General features: G+C 68.8%; 12 protein-coding genes. 7 read left to right on the top strand and 5 right to left on the bottom strand.

Going from position 1 to position 15299, the window contains the following annotated elements; all coding sequences use genetic code 11:
* Positions 1 to 102 precede the first annotated feature (102 nt).
* A complete protein-coding gene (locus AB0M14_RS13140) occupies positions 103 to 456 on the top strand; it encodes a DUF3099 domain-containing protein (protein ID WP_364993299.1) in 354 nt (117 codons plus the stop codon).
* Here AB0M14_RS13140 and AB0M14_RS13135 read toward each other — a convergent pair.
* Positions 453 to 1712, bottom strand: coding sequence for an MFS transporter (locus AB0M14_RS13135; RefSeq protein ID WP_364995731.1), 1260 nt, complete (start codon positions 1710 to 1712; stop codon positions 453 to 455). The genes AB0M14_RS13140 and AB0M14_RS13135 overlap by 4 nt on opposite strands.
* Before the next feature lie 168 nt (positions 1713 to 1880).
* Between AB0M14_RS13135 and AB0M14_RS13130 the strand changes: the two genes are divergently transcribed.
* From AB0M14_RS13130 to AB0M14_RS13115, 4 genes are all read left to right on the top strand, one after another.
* Positions 1881 to 2888 carry a helix-turn-helix domain-containing protein gene (locus tag AB0M14_RS13130; RefSeq protein ID WP_364993296.1) on the top strand — a complete coding sequence of 336 codons (1008 nt, stop codon included), beginning with the start codon at positions 1881 to 1883 and terminating at the stop codon, positions 2886 to 2888.
* Between the two features lie 665 nt (positions 2889 to 3553).
* On the top strand, positions 3554 to 4300 hold the full coding sequence (locus AB0M14_RS13125) for a VOC family protein (RefSeq protein WP_364993292.1): 747 nt from the start codon (positions 3554 to 3556) through the stop codon (positions 4298 to 4300).
* 1034 nt (positions 4301 to 5334) lie between these two features.
* Complete coding sequence (locus tag AB0M14_RS13120) at positions 5335 to 6846, top strand: methyltransferase (protein WP_364993289.1); 1512 nt, start codon at positions 5335 to 5337, stop codon at positions 6844 to 6846.
* Positions 6847 to 7039: 193 nt separating this feature from the next.
* Positions 7040 to 8008: a sigma-70 family RNA polymerase sigma factor gene (locus tag AB0M14_RS13115; protein WP_364993286.1), complete on the top strand. Its 969-nt coding sequence runs from the start codon at positions 7040 to 7042 to the stop codon at positions 8006 to 8008.
* Between the two features lie 140 nt (positions 8009 to 8148).
* Here the strand turns inward: AB0M14_RS13115 and AB0M14_RS13110 are convergent, their stop codons facing one another.
* The 4 genes from AB0M14_RS13110 to AB0M14_RS13095 all read right to left on the bottom strand — a co-directional run bounded on the left by AB0M14_RS13110 (position 8149) and on the right by AB0M14_RS13095 (position 13417).
* Positions 8149 to 8730: a barstar family protein gene (locus AB0M14_RS13110; RefSeq protein WP_364995728.1), complete on the bottom strand. Its 582-nt coding sequence runs from the start codon at positions 8728 to 8730 to the stop codon at positions 8149 to 8151.
* 342 nt (positions 8731 to 9072) lie between these two features.
* Positions 9073 to 9366 (bottom strand): DUF4333 domain-containing protein, encoded by a 294-nt coding sequence (locus AB0M14_RS13105; RefSeq protein WP_364993283.1) that lies wholly within the window; start codon positions 9364 to 9366, stop codon positions 9073 to 9075.
* A 57-nt stretch (positions 9367 to 9423) separates the two neighbouring features.
* On the bottom strand, positions 9424 to 12186 hold the full coding sequence (locus tag AB0M14_RS13100; protein WP_364993280.1) for a GNAT family N-acetyltransferase: 2763 nt from the start codon (positions 12184 to 12186) through the stop codon (positions 9424 to 9426).
* Entirely contained in the window at positions 12179 to 13417 is a 1239-nt protein-coding gene (locus tag AB0M14_RS13095) for an acetoin utilization protein AcuC (RefSeq protein ID WP_364993276.1), read from the bottom strand. The genes AB0M14_RS13100 and AB0M14_RS13095 overlap by 8 nt, the downstream gene beginning before the upstream one ends.
* Before the next feature lie 208 nt (positions 13418 to 13625).
* Here AB0M14_RS13095 and AB0M14_RS13090 point away from each other — a divergent pair, with 208 nt between their 5' ends.
* Complete coding sequence (locus tag AB0M14_RS13090; RefSeq protein WP_364993274.1) at positions 13626 to 14312, top strand: iron dependent repressor, metal binding and dimerization domain protein; 687 nt, start codon at positions 13626 to 13628, stop codon at positions 14310 to 14312.
* 3 nt (positions 14313 to 14315) lie between these two features.
* Entirely contained in the window at positions 14316 to 15296 is a 981-nt protein-coding gene (galE, locus tag AB0M14_RS13085) for a UDP-glucose 4-epimerase GalE (protein WP_364993271.1), read from the top strand.
* Positions 15297 to 15299: the final 3 nt, after the last annotated feature.

Below are 15299 nucleotides of genomic sequence, written 5' to 3'. Positions count from 1 at the left end.
GTTCGGGATCGGCGGCGGCGCCGAGTCGCGCACTGTGACTTCTCCATCACGAGCCGACCATGGGGTGTGCGATCGGATCGGGAGAGTGGAAGACTCGTTCCTATGCAGGAAAACGGTTCGCGCGGCTTCTTTCCCGGCAGCGATCGACCCGACCCGGTGCTGATCACCGAGGCGGCGCCCTCGCTGGAGGACCAGCATCGCGCCCGGGTCCGCCGCTACACCATCATCATGGCTTTTCGCATTCCCTGCCTGGTGCTGGCCGCGGTCGCCTACAGCATGTGGGAGAACTGGGTCATCTCGCTGCTCATCATCGGCGTCTCCATTCCGCTGCCCTGGATCGCGGTGCTCATCGCCAACGATCGCCCGCCGCGCCGCAAGGACGAGCCCAGCCGCTGGGATGGCCGCCGCGATCAGCTCGCCCTGGAAGCACGTCAGCGCAACGTGATCGACGGTTAGACCGCGGGCTTGGGCCTGCGGATCACGAACGACATGAGCGCCGCGATACCGCACAGCCCGCCCGCGAGGTACCAGGCCAGGTCGTACGTCCCCTGCACGTCCCGGATCACGCCCGCGCCGGTGGCCGCGATCGCGGCGCCGACCTGGTGCGAGGCGAAGACCCAGCCGAAGGCGATCGGGCCGTCGTCGCCGAACAGCTCCCGGCACAGCATCACCGTCGGCGGGACCGTGGCGATCCAGTCCAGGCCGTAGAAGATGATGAACACCCACATGCTGGGCTCGGTGTCGGGCGCGAACAGCGAGGGCAGGATCAGCAGCGACAGCCCGCGCAGCGAGTAGTAGCCCAGCAGCAGGTAGCGCGGATCGACCCGGTCGGTCAGCCAGCCGGAGAAGATGGTGCCCGCCACGTCGAAAATGCCGATCAGCGCGAGCAGGCCCGCTGCCATCGTCTGCGGCATCCCGTGATCGTGGGCGGCGCTGACGAAGTGCGTCCCGACCAAACCGTTCGTCGACATGCCGCACACCGCGAAACCGCCTGCCAGCAGCCAGAATCCGGGGGTGCGCGCGACCTGGCCGAGCACCGTCAGCGCGCGGAACGCCCCGCCGACCGGCGGCGTACGCACGCCCACCTTGCTGCCCGGTTCCGCGCCATAGGCGGTGACCCCGGCATCGCTCGGGAAATCCCGGAGGAACAGCAGGACCAGCGGGACGACCAGCAGCGCCGTGCCGGCCACGATCAGCGACGGCAGCCGCCAGCCGTGATCATGGGCGAGCGCGGCGACCAGCGGCAGGAAGATCAGTTGCCCGGTCGCGCCCGCCGCGGTCAGCACGCCGGTGACCAGGCCGCGCTGGCGCACGAACCAGCGCCCGGTCACCGTCGCCACCAGCGCCATCGACATCGATCCGGTGCCGACGCCGACCATCAGGCCCCAGGTCGCCACCAGCTGCCAGGCCTGGGTCATGAACACCGTCAGCCCGCTGCCCGCCGCGACCAGGACCAGCGCGGAGGCGACCACCTTGCGGATGCCGAGCCGCTCCATCAGCGCGGCCGCGAACGGTGAGATCAGGCCGAACAGCAGCAGATTCAGCGAGACGGCGGTGCCGATCGTGCCGTGTGACCAGCCGAACTCCTCGTGCAGCGGGGTCATCAGCACGCTCGGGACCGACCGGAAGGCGGCCGCGCCGATCAGCGTGCAGAAGGTCACCGCGGCGACCAGCCAGGCCGGGTGCAGGCCGCGGCGGGGCGGAACACCCAGCGGCGACGCCTGGCGGGCCGAGCGCGCAGCAGACGGAATTTCAGGGTCTCGCGCGTCGGAGGGGGTGCGTAATTCGGTCACCGGAACAGAGTGCGGGAACTGCGGGTTCCGAACGAGTGGCCTGAATGCCACAATACGTAAATATCTAGCCAACGCTTGGAGGGGCTCATGGCCGTGCCGCATCTGGTCGCCGTACTCGCGCTCGAACCGGTCGTCGGGTTCGACATGTGCATCCCGACGATGGTGCTGGGCTCCGCGAAAACCGCGGACGGCGCCAAGCTCTACGACGTGCGGGTGTGCGGGTTGTCCACCGATCCGGTCCGGTCGACCGGCGGCTTCGCCATCACGCCGGAGCACGGCCCGGATCTGCTGGCCGTCGCCGACACCGTGATCATCCCCGGCACCCAGATCCCCGGCCCGCGCTTCGAAGGCACCCTGCCCGGCGAGCTCGCGGCCGCGCTCGCGCTGATCCGCCCCGGCACGAGGATCATCTCGATCTGCACCGGCGCGTTCGTCCTCGCCGCCGCCGGCTATCTCGACGGCCGCCGCGCCACCACGCACTGGCATTTCGCCGAGAACTTCCGCGCCCTCTACCCCCGCGTCGACCTCGACGACAACCAGCTCTTCATCGCCGACGACGAAAAGCTCTGCACCGCGGCCGGACTCGCGTCGGGCATCGACCTGTGCCTGCACATCCTGCGCACCGATCACGGCAGCGAGATCGCCAACCGCGCCGCCCGCTACTGCGTCGTCCCGCCGTGGCGTGAAGGTGGGCAATCCCAGTTCATCGACCGCCAGGTGCCCGACCCCGGCTCCGACGGCACCGCCCCGACCCGCGCGTGGGCCCTGCACCACCTCGACGCCGAACTGGACCTGGCGACCCTGGCAGCGCACGCCCGAATGAGCGTGCGCACCTTCACCCGTCGCTTCAAAGCCGAAACCGGCGTAGCCCCGGGCACCTGGATCCTGCAACAGCGCCTGCGCCACGCCCGCCACCTCCTGGAAACCACCGACCTCCCGGTCGACGCGGTCGCCCACGCCGCCGGCCTCGGCACCGCCCACGCCCTACGCCACCACATGCGCGGCGAACTCGGCATCGCACCAACGGCCTACCGCCGCACTTTCCGCGCCCGCCCCACCGAATCAACCTCTCTCACAGCGGTTTCCGCAGGCTGAGAACCACCACGATCTCGACCCGCTTCCAAACGCGATGGCCACCAACACAATCCGCGGCCACGAGGCCGTGACCAGCATCGAGGCCGGGTCCACGAGTCCGCCGCCGAGGCCCGGAGCACGGTTCACCGCAGATGCCCGGAGCACGAGTCACCGCAGGGCCCGATCCACGCTCACCACAGACACCCGGAGCACGAGTTCACCGCAGGGGCCTGTCCATGGGTTCACCACAGGCGCTGAGTGCCCGGGCGGACGAATTCCTGGCGTGTCCCCGATATCGGTCGCGTCGCTCAGAACGTCGACCTCGCCTAAGACGCTGTCCGGCGGCACACCGACGCCCGGTCCAGGGTTCACCACCGAGGCCGGGAGCACGAGTTCCGCTGGGGGATCCCATTGCAGCGTTAATGGTGGAGCCCGAGCTGTGAGTGGCGTTGAATTCCCTATCACCGCAACTGGTTCCGCATCGCGTGCGGCGGCCGAGACCGAGTACGCGGCCGAATTTCCCGCCGATCGGCCCCTGATTCCGGAGGCCCGGAATATGCTCGACAGCCTTACCGGCGCCCCTTACTGTGTGCCGGGAACCGACAAGCGCGGCCGGGGACGGACCACCCGCCCCGAGCGGCGCGCCGGGATGCGGGGCCCGCTTCCCGCAGTACTCAGGAGACAACATGATCAGGTGGGTCTGGGCGTTCCTCGACCGTCCCGCGGCGCGTTTCGACGAGTGTGTGACCTTCTGGTCCACCATCACCGGCACCGAGCCTTCGGCCCGCCGCGGCGAAGACGGGCAGTTCCTCACCCTGCTCCCGGATCCGGCGCTGTTCGCCGCCGCGGGCATCAAGATGCAGTCCGTCACCGGCCTCGGCGGCGTCCACCTCGACTTCGACGTGGAGGACATCCCGTCCGCGGTCCGTTTCGCCCTCGACCTCGGCGCCGAGCTCGTCGCCAACCACCCCGGCTACGCCGTCCTGCGCTCCCCCTCCGGTCAATTGTTCTGCTTCACCCCCGCCGGCCCCGCCAAGAGCCACCCGGCCCCCGCTCACACCGCGCCCGACGGCACCCTCTCCCGCCTCGACCAGGTCTGCCTCGACATCGGCGCCTCAGACCACAGCACCGAATCCCGCTTCTGGACCACCCTCACCGGCTGGGACCACACCCAGGGCACCCGCCCCGAATTCTCCCGCCTGCGCCCCAAAGAGCCACTCCCCGTGCAATTTCTACTCCAGCACCTCGGCGACGACCGCCCCACCACCGCCCACATCGACCTGGCCTCCTCCGACATCGAAGCCACCGCCACCTGGCACGAATCCCTCGGCGCCACCATCATCGACCGCCAGCCACACTGGATCGTCATGAACGACCCCGCCGCCGCCTACTACTGCGTCACCGCCCGCGACCCCCACAGCGCGACAACCTGAACACCCGACCGAACAGCCAGCCCACACCACGCCGTAGCCCGCCTGTCGCCTGCACAGCCAAGGCCAGCGTCGCAAGCCCCGGACGCGGTGCTGGCACCGGTTCGGTAGTCGCGAACAGCGCTGTAGCGGAGCTGGTCACAGCTCGAAGAGCGACTGCAACCATGCAATCACCACCGTGTGGTCACAGCCCGACTGTGCGGCCGCGAACAGCCACCCTCGAATGTTCCGACACCCCCACTTGTTGTCTCGTCGTCAGCACAGGTCGGCCCGTGCGCAGTGCGCGATGCGGTGCTGGGTACCGGTTCGGTAGTCGCGAACAGCGCTGCGGCGGAGCTGGTCACAGCTCGAAACGCGACTGCACCCATGCAATCACCACTGTGTCGAGACAGCCCAGCCAGTGCAGCCGCGAACAGCTGCCCTCAAATGTCGCCACAACGCACTAGTAGTCCCGTCGTCAGCACAGCTAGCGCCAGTGCCGCAGTGTGCGACGCCGCGCTGGCACCGGTTCGATAGTCGCGAGCAACGCTGCGGCGGAGCTGGTTACAGCCCGGAGGGTGACTGCACCCGCTCGATCACCGCTGTGTGGTGGCAGCCCGGCTGTTCGGCCCGAAGGACCGCACTCAACGATTTCGATACTGCACCTTGTCGTCTCGCCGTGAGCACACCACCACGGAGTGAATCCGGACCTGTGGCACTCCTGTACTCAGCGGGGCGAAATAGCTGCTGGCGCAATTAAACGGGCACAGCCCGCTGTCACCACGAACCGGCACAGCTTGCGGGCGCAACTCAGCAGGCACAGCTCACCGCCACAACACAGCAGGCACAGCTCACCGCCACAACACAGCAGGCACAGCTCACCGCCACAACACAGCAGGCACAGCTTGCTGTCACCACGAACCGGCACTGCTTGCGGGCGCAACACAGCGGGTACGGCTTGGGGGTCGCGACTCTGTGGCGCACTTGATGCGGCCGGGGTGACACGGTGGAGTGGGTGGGGCGGCGGGGAGATGCGGTGGCAGAGTATGCGGGTGCCTATGAACCCGACGACGACAGAATCGCTGCTGACCGCGCTGTGCCCTGAGCTGCGGGGTGCGCTGACCCGGGTGGGTTATGACGCCGACACCCTGATCGATGCGCTGGGTGTGGATGCGCATGCGGCGCTAGGTCGTTCGGAGCCTGTGCCGGTTCGGCGGGCCGCGCGGGATCTCGGCGGGTTGGGGACGCTGGTCCGGCTGTTGCTGCTCGGTGACGCCATGCCGGAACGGGAAGTCGCGGCGGCGTTGGCGCCGGTGCGGATCGATCAGGCGATCGCGGCCGGGCTGCTGGCGCGAGACGGCGGCGATATTCGCGCGGCGCTGGATCTGCGTCCGTTGGACGCAGGCGCGGGGACCCGGTGGATCCTGTCGGATCTGGACGATTCGATGCAGCGGCGCACGTTGACCGAGGAGCACGTGCTCGGTGTGGGGCACGCGTCGCTGTCATTGCTGCGCGCCACTCCGACCCGGCCCGTCGGCACCGTGCTCGATCTCGGCACCGGGTGCGGCGTCCAAGCCGTGCACGCGGCGTCCTACGCGCGCAGCGTCACCGCGACGGATGTGAACTCCCGCGCCCTGTGGCTGGCCGAGGCCACTGCGGCGTTGAACGGACTCGATATCGAACTGCTCGAAGGGTCCTGGTTCGAACCGGTCGCGGGGCGACGCTTCGATCAGGTCGTCGCGAATCCGCCGTTCGTCGTCGGACCCGCGCGCGTCGAACACACCTACCGCGATTCCGGGCTCGCCCTGGACGGGGCCAGCGAACTGGTCATCTCACAGGCTCCCGATCTCCTCGCTCCCGGCGGCACCGCCGCGATGCTCGCCGCCTGGATCCACACCGCCGACGGCGACTGGCGGCAGCGCGTCTCGTCCTGGCTCCCCGCCGAGGGCATCGACGCGTGGGTGGTCCAGCGCGACGTCGCCGACCCCGGCCTCTACGTCGGAACCTGGTTGCGCGACGCCGGATTGGATCCGCGCGATCGGGCCGCGCAAGCTCGCGCCGAGCAGTGGCTCGACGCGTTCGAGTCCGCGGAGGTCGAAGGCATCGGTTTCGGTTTCGTCTATCTGCGCGCGATCGACGGCCCCACCGAACTCCTGGCCGAGGACCTCACCCACGGTTTCGAGGACCCGCTCGGCGACGAGGCCACCAAATATTTCGAGCGCTCGGCGTGGCTGCGCGCCGCGGCGGCCGATAACGATCTGGCCTGGAACGCCCGTTTCGTCGTCGACCCCGCGACCGCGCTGGAACGGGTCTATCTGCCCGGCGAGGAGGGCTGGAATCAGCGGGTGGCACGGTTGCATCGCGGTGACGGTCCGCGCTGGCAGCACGAGGTGGATGAGTCCACGATCTCCCTGGTCGCGGGAATGCGTGCCGACGGTTTGCCGTTGTACGAGCTGATCGAGCTGCTGGCGCTGGCTCACGGATCCGATGACGTTTCACCGGAGTTCGCGGGCGAGGCGCTTTCCGTGGTGGCCGGCCTGGTGCGTCACGGATTGGTGCGGCCCGTATAGCCATTCGGCCACGGGCAGGCGTCGGCGGCGGGATCAGAAGACGGGTGTTCCGAACGCGGATCCTTCTCAGGAACTTCTCAGCCGTTGGTCGGCAAAACCGCAGCTCAGAACGGTTTACCGCAGGCTCAAACGGGAACTTTCTCTATGTCGGGTCCGTTGTTCGGGATGAGACACCACCGACAGGAGGCAAGTCATGACCAGCCCCGCCACCACTCGTGTGCGCCCCAGCGATTCCGACCTCGACGCCCAGAGCCCCGCCGCCGACTTGGTACGCGTGTACCTGAACGGCATCGGCCGGACGGCCCTGCTCACGGCCGCCGACGAGGTCGAGCTGGCCAAGCGCATCGAGGCGGGCCTCTATGCGCAGCATTTACTGGAGACCGGCAAACGTCTGTCGGCCACCCGTAAGCGCGATCTGGCCATCATTGTTCGCGAAGGCCAAGCCGCCCGCTCGCATCTGCTCGAAGCCAACCTGCGCCTCGTGGTCTCCCTCGCCAAGCGCTACACCGGCCGCGGCATGCCGCTGCTGGATCTGATCCAGGAAGGCAACCTCGGACTCATCCGCGCCATGGAGAAGTTCGACTACGCCAAGGGATTCAAGTTCTCCACCTACGCCACCTGGTGGATCCGTCAGGCCATCACTCGTGGCATGGCCGATCAGAGCCGCACGATCCGCCTACCAGTGCATCTGGTGGAGCAGGTCAACAAGCTGGCCCGGATCAAGCGGGAACTGCACCAGCAGCTGGGTCGCGAGGCCACCGACGACGAGCTCGCCAACGAGTCCGGCATCCCGGTCGAGAAGATCTCCGATCTGCTCGATCACAGCCGCGACCCGGTCAGCCTGGATATGCCGGTCGGCAACGACGAAGAGGCTCCGCTGGGCGATTTCATCGAGGATTCCGAGGCCACCTCGGCCGAATCCGCGGTGATCGCCGGCCTGCTGCATCACGATGTGCGCAGCGTGCTCGCCACCCTGGACGAACGCGAACAACAGGTCATCCGCCTGCGCTTCGGCCTGGACGACGGCCAGCCGCGCACCCTCGACCAGATCGGCAAGCTGTTCGGCCTGTCCCGCGAGCGGGTCCGCCAGATCGAACGCGAAGTCATGTCCAAGCTGCGCAAGGGTGAGCGGGCCGATCGCCTGCGCGCCTACGCCAGCTGACCCACCCCACAGCTGCCTCGGCAGCACCATCTCGGGTACCCCAGTCGACGGGGCACCTTGTAGCGCCGACCGGTGAACGCGCGTCCTGTCCCCTCCGGGTTCGCGCGAACCGGTCGGCCTTTTTATCCCCTCGGGCCGGGCTAGAGCCGGACACCCACGCCATGGTCGCTGAGGATCTCCAGGAAAATCGGGAAGGCGCGGCGCTCCCACAGAATCGGGTCCACATTACGAAGGATCAGCGTGAATGGCGCCGCAGCGCCCCATCGTCCGCGCAGGCAGTCGTCTACGGCATCGAGGTTCCAGCCGAAGTATCCGCCGGGACCGTTCACCGCCTCCCCCAGTGCGCAGTAGAGGCTGCCCTCGTCGTTGACACCGGTCGCGTCGAGCACATAGGTCGCACCGGGCGGCTTGTCCGGCAGCGGTGCAGGACCGTGGCAGCGGCGGTTGAGGGCCACCTCCAGCCAGGCGTGGTGGTCGTAGCGTCGCCACAGGTCCAGCTGATCGAGCTGCCCGGATCTGACCAGATCCCAGAGCACTGCGGCATCGGACGGCGCATCCGTGATCAATTGCGCAGTCAGGTCCACCAAGCCCAGCCCGGCTTCGGACGGCCGTGCGGTCAGCAGCCTGAGGTCGTTGACGAAATACGAGCCGATCTGCACGCCGGTTGTGGCGTCCAGGAGATTGACGGACGCGCGGTCAGCGAACGCCCGCCCGGTTTCCATATTCGCCGCGTAGTCGGTCAATGCGCCTGTCGGTGAGAGCCCGATGAACTCGACCAAGCGGTGCTCATCAGACCACGACCAGTTCGCCGACTGCTCGCACGAATACCAATCCGTTTCCGGCCGCCATCCGCTGAACATTCCAGCGACGTCCGAGCAGTTGCCCCACGATTCACTGTCGTCGTCCCCGACAAGCCCATATCTCGCCACTGCCGCCCCCGGTCTGGTTCCAAACGCTGTGCCGCTCCGGGCAATCGGCGAGTCCGATGTCGGGGCGGCTCGGCTCGCGGCCGATTCGGCTCGAGCGTAGCGGCCGGTGACGGCGGTGGGACAAACCAGGATTGGTCAGGCCTGGTCTACTTCGACCTCGTATTCGACCTTCTTGTCGACGACGTTGGTGACCTTGACGGTCAGGCCCAGTTGGGTGCCCGCTGAGGTCAGGGTGCAGCGCATAGTGGTGCCTATGTGGCCTTTCAGGTCGCCTGGGCAGTCGATGGCGTCCGGGGTTCGGCCGACCTTCTCGGACAAGGTTTGCTGGACCGACTTCTCCAGGTCGGCTTCCTCGATCGTCGGGGTGTAGGTGCATCCGGCGGCGAGGACGAGGAGAAGGGGTGCAGCGGCTACGAGTGTGGCTTTCATACCCGGACGGTAGGTATGAGGGCTTGGCGGTTGCTTGGGGTCGGCTTGTGCTGGGCGTCAAGCCAATCGGCGGGGGCCGATGTCGAAGCGGCTGGGTTCGGGGCCGATTCGGGCTCGGGCGTAGAGGATGGCGGCGGCGGTGGGTGAGGCCAGGACCGGGTCGCAGGTGAGTTCGCGGATCTCGGTGTGATCGTCGAACATGGCCGAGACACGCTGGGCCAGTTCGGCGAGGGCGGCTTTGTCGACGCGCGGGCTGGCCGGAGTGCCGGAGAGCAGCGGGGCGGCGCGTGGGGCATCGATCAGGGCGGTGGCTTCGGCGGCGGTCAGCGGGAGGGCGCGGTAGGCGCGATCGCCGAGGAGTTCGATGATCATGCCGGAGAGGCCGAATTCGATGACCGAGCCGAAGGACGGGTCGTCCTGGACGCGCAGGACGCAGCCGACGCCGGGGGTGGCCATCTTCTGGATATGCACGGCGGGATCGCCGCACAGGTCCACCAGGTGGGTGTAGGCCTGACGGACGGCCTCCGGCCGCCACAGGTCCAGGCGGACGCCGCTGAGGTCGGGGCGGCGGCGCCACATTTCACCGGTGGCCTTGGCCGCGACCGGGTAGCCGAGTTCCTCGGCGGCGGCGACGGCTTCGTCGGCGCTGCGGACTTCACGGAATTCGACGACGCGAATGCCGTAGCAGTCCAGTAGTTCCACAGCTTCCAGGTCGGTCAGCCAGCGCCCGTCACCGGCGCTCGACCATTCGGCGATCAAGCGTCGCGCGCGTTCGGTATCGATGCCCTCGGGCCGCACCACCGTCGAAGCCGGCGTGGTACGCCACTGCGCGTACCGCTGCACCCGGGCCAGCGCCCGCGCGGCCCGTTCGGGATCGGGATAGGACGGGATCGAGCCGCGCGCGGCCGTGCCGCCGGCGCCCCGGATCGCCAGCAGGTTCGGAATCCCTTGTTCGGCAATGAATGTGGTGAGGATGGGTTTGCCGGAGTCGGGCACCGCCAGCGCGGCTTCCCGGATGGCGTCGGCGAAACCGGCCATCGGCAGCGGCACCGGCGGGGCGAAGATCACGATGACCGAGTCGATTTCGTCCGACCGCAGCGCCGCGACGACAGCGTCCAGGTACGCACCGGGCGTCGATTCCGGACCAAGATCCACCGGCTCCCCGACCGGAAGCTCGTCCACCGCACGCTCGGTCGGACGCGGCTGCCGCACGCCGGGAACCGGAATCGCCGCCGGGCGGCGCACCTCCAGGCCCTCACCATGGGCCGCGTCGACGGCCAGCCAGTTCAAGGCGGCGCTGTTGCCGATCACCGCGACCCGCCGCCCCGCGGGCAGCGGCTGATAACCGAGCAGGGCGGCGCAGTCGAACAGTTCCGAAATGGAGTCGACCTGAACGATGCCCGCCTGGGCGAACAGATCCCGCACGATGGAGCGGTCCATATCGCCGCTGGGCTGGGTCCGCGCGGCCAACCGGCCACTGCTCACGGCGACAATCGGTTTGGTGCGCGCCACCCGCCGGGCGATCCGGGAGAACTTGCGCGGATTACCGAAACTCTCCAGGTACAGCAGGATCACGTCGGTGGCCGGATCGGTGTCCCAGTACTGCAGCAGGTCGTTGCCCGACACGTCGGCACGATTGCCGGCCGAGACGAAAGTGGACAACCCCAGATTGCGCCCGGCCGCCTCACCCAGGATCGCCGCGCCCAAAGGCCCGGACTGACAGAAGAATCCGATGCGTCCCCGCCCGGGCAGCACCGAGGCCAGGGTGGCGTTCATCGACACCGCCGAGTCGGTATTGGCGATGCCGAGCGCGCTCGGCCCGACCACCCGCATACCGTGCCCACGCGCCGCCGCGACGAGCGCGCGTTCCGCCGCCACACCGTCGGCGCCGGTCTCCGCGAATCCGGCGGTCAGCACGACCAACCCCTTGACGCCCTTGGCCATACAGTCGTCGAGCACCGAGTCGATCGCCGCCGCGGGCACCGCGACCACCGCGAGGTCGACCTCGTCCGGGATATCGCGCACCGTCGGATAGGCCCGCACTCCGCGAACCGCCTGCCGGTTCGGATTCACCGGGAACACCGGGCCCTGGAATCCCCCGGACAACAGGTTCGCCAGCGCCACCCCGCCGACCCGGGTACCCACCGTGGCCCCGATGACGGCGACCGAGCGCGGCGCGAGCAGATTGCCCACGCTGCGCGCCTCGGAGGCGCGTTCCCGGGAATCCCGCACCGAGACAAGCGCTTCGGTGGGGTCGATGGCGAATTCCAGGTGCAGCACCGATCCGTCGCGGCTGCGCTCGACCTGATAGCCGGCGTCCCGGAACACCGTGACCATCGCCGAGTTCTCGGCGAGCACCTCGGCCACGAATGTCTCGATCTTGTTCTCGGCGGCGGCCCCTGCCAGGTGTTCGAGCAGGATCGAGCCGAGCCCGCGGCCCTGATGCTCGTCGGCGACGACGAACGCGACCTCCGCCGCGCGCGGCCCGGAACGGTCGAGCAGTTCGTAGCGTCCCACCCCGATGATCGCCTCACCCAGCTCGACCACCAGTCCGACCCGATCGTGGTAGTCGACGTGTGTGGTCCGGTACAGGTCCTTGGGCGATATGCGCGGGTAGGGGCCGAAGTAACGCAGGTAGCGGGTGCGGTCGGACAGCGCGGCGTGGAACTCCTGCATGCGCTCCGCGTCGTCGGGCGTGACGGGGCGCAGCCGCACCACGCCGCCGTCGGCGGCGAGCACGTCGGCGAACCAGTGCTGCGGCGGAGGCGGCGGCACCGCGGGCGTGCTGGGTGTATCCGGGAGGGGCGTCGGCTCAGTCACGGGGGTCCTCCGGATCCAGGCCGAGCAACCCGAAAGTAGCCCGGCGCGTGGCCAATACGGCCGTGTCGACGGCACGCTGGGCGCGGTCTGTGTGCGCGTCTCCAGTCTCCCCCGTGCCGCCCGGTCCGTCCCACGGCGAGAATGTGACATCGCCCCCATCGCCCATGGTGCCGGGCGGTTCGGCGGTGGGCGCTTCGGCGCGAATCTTGTCGATCCAGTCCTGCGGAATCGCGGTTTCCGGAGCGATCTCCCGGTCCAGCGCGGCGGCAAGCAGGTGTGTCCAGGCCCGCGGCACTACCCGGACCAGGCCGTACCCGCCGCCACCGACGGCCAGCCAGCGGCCTTCGGCGTAGCGGTCGGCCAGCTCCCGCATGGCCAGGAACGCCGCCCGCTGCCCGTCGACGGTGAGTTCCAGATCCGCCAGCGGATCCTCCCGGTGCGTGTCGACACCGCACTGGCTGACCACGATCTGCGGCCGGAACGCCGCGAGCGCGCCCGGCGCCACCGCGTGGAACCCGCGCAGCCACTGCGCGTCCCGGGTGCCGGGCAGCATCGCGAGATTGATCGAGGTGCCCTCGGCCGCACCCATTCCGGTCTCCTCCGGCCACCCGGTGTTGGGCCACAGGGTCGCCGGATGCTGGTGCACGGAGAGGGTGAGCACCCGCGGATCGCCGTAGAAGGCGCGCTGCACGCCGTCGCCGTGGTGCACATCCACGTCCAGATAGGCGATCCGGTCGAAGCCATGGTCGAGCAACCAGGAAATGGCGATGGCGGCATCGTTGTAGATACAGAAGCCCGAGGCCGCGTCCGGCATGGCGTGGTGCATACCGCCGCCGATGCTCACCGCGCGGCGGGTCCGCCCCTCGGCGATCGCCTGGGCCGCGGCCAGCGTGCCGCCCACGATCACCGACGCCGCCTGATGCATCCGCGGGAAGACCGGATTGTCCGGCGACCCGAGTCCGTGCGGCGGGGCGAGCGGCGCGCCCGGCGGTTGCACCGCGTGCTCGACCGCCTCGATGTAGGCCGCCGTGTGCACCCGCAGCAGGTCCCCGGTGGCCGCGGGCGCCGGGCGCACCGGTTCGACACCTTCGAGCAATCCCAGACTTTCGGCCAAAGCCATGGTGAACTTCAGGCGCGCCGGTTTCATGGGGTGCTCCGGCGTCCAGGCGTAGTCCAGGAACTTCTCGGTCCAGACAACGGTTCCCGATGCCCGAGTGACGGGTGTGGCCATGATCGCCACGGTACGCGGGAAGCTGGGGCACCCGTGTGACGTTCCTATGCAGTAGAAATAAAGCAAGTGCGATCACGGCCAGACGCCGTGCGCCGAAGCCGATTCCCACAAATCCGGCATCGCATCGTGTCCGTGCCACACCACGTGACGGCGGCCACGGTGCGGCTGCCGTGCGTGGGTAGAATTCGTGCCGACGAAGGGGTAACAGGTGAAGGATCTGGTCGACACCACGGAGATGTACCTCCGTACCATTTACGACCTCGAGGAGGAGGGCGTGGTGCCCCTGCGCGCCCGCATCGCCGAGCGCCTCGAGCAGAGTGGTCCGACGGTGAGCCAGACTGTCGCGCGCATGGAGCGCGACGGTTTGCTGCTGGTCGCCGGTGACCGCCATCTCGAACTGACCGACAAGGGCCGCGGCATGGCCATCGCGGTGATGCGCAAGCATCGCCTGGCCGAACGCCTGCTCGTCGACATCATCGGCCTGGACTGGCAGAACGTGCACGCCGAGGCCTGTCGCTGGGAGCACGTGATGAGCGAGGAGGTGGAGCGGCGCCTGGTCGAGGTGCTCAACCACCCGACCACCTCGCCCTACGGCAACCCGATCCCGGGCCTGGACGAACTGGGCATCACCGCTCCCCCGGTCACGGAGGAGACGCTGGTGCGCCTGTCGGACCTGCCGCACGGCCAAGGCCACGCGGTGGTGGTGCGCCGGCTCGCCGAGCACATCCAGACCGATCCGGAGGTAATCAGCCAGCTCCGCGAGGCCGGCGTGGTGCCGGACGCGCGCGTCACGGTCGAGACCCGGCCCGGCTCGGTGATCATCACCGTGCCCGGTCACGCCGGTTTCGAGCTCTCCGATGAAATGGCCCACGCCGTCCAGGTGAAGCTGGTCTGACGAGTGAAACTCTTGGTAACCGGCGGAGCCGGATACGTGGGTGGCGTCTGCGCGCAGGTACTGCTCGAGCAAGGCCACGACGTGGTCGTCCTCGACGATCTGAGCACCGGCAACGCCGACGGCGTGCCGTCGGAGGCGCGGTTCGTCGAGGGCGATATCGCCGAGGCCGGCGCACGGCTGCTGCGCGCCGAATCCTTCGACGGTGTCCTGCATTTCGCCGCCCAGTCGCTGGTCGGCGAGTCGGTGCAGAAGCCGGAGAAGTACTGGCACGGCAATGTCGTGAAGACGCTGCAACTGCTGGAGGCGATGCGCGAGACCGGTACCGGCCGCCTGGTGTTCTCCTCCACCGCCGCCGTGTACGGCGAGCCCGAGCAGGTGCCGATCACCGAGGACGCGCCGGCCCGGCCGACGAACCCGTACGGCGCCTCCAAGCTGGCCATCGATCACGCCATCACCTCCTACGCCATCGCGCACGGGCTGGCCGCGACCAGCCTGCGCTACTTCAATGTCGCCGGCGCCTACGGCGGGCTCGGTGAGAACCGCGTCGTGGAAACCCATCTCATTCCGCTGGTGCTGCAGGTCGCGCTCGGGCACCGGGAGTCCATCGCGGTGTTCGGCACCGACTGGCCCACCCACGACGGCACCGCGGTGCGCGATTACATCCACATCCGCGATCTGGCCCAGGCGCACGTGCTGGCCCTGGCCTCCGCCGAGTCCGGTGCGCACCGCATCTACAACCTGGGCAGTGGCACCGGTTTCTCGGTGCGCGAAGTGATCTCGGCCTGCGAGCGCGTCACCGGATTGCCCATCGCGGCCGTGGACGCGCCGCGCCGCGCCGGTGACCCGGCGGTGCTCATCGCCTCCAGCGAGCGAGCCGTCGCCGAGCTCGGCTGGCGCCCGGAGCACAACGATCTCGACGAAATCGTCGGCGACGCTTGGAAGTTCACCCAGTCGCTGGGTGCACGAGCGCACAGCGCGAAGTAACGG

It is taken from the genome of Nocardia sp. NPDC051832 (assembly GCF_040681285.1).
Classification (GTDB): domain Bacteria; phylum Actinomycetota; class Actinomycetes; order Mycobacteriales; family Mycobacteriaceae; genus Nocardia.
The sequence above is the reverse complement of the archived record's forward strand: the minus strand, read 5'-3'. Positions and strand labels throughout refer to the sequence as shown.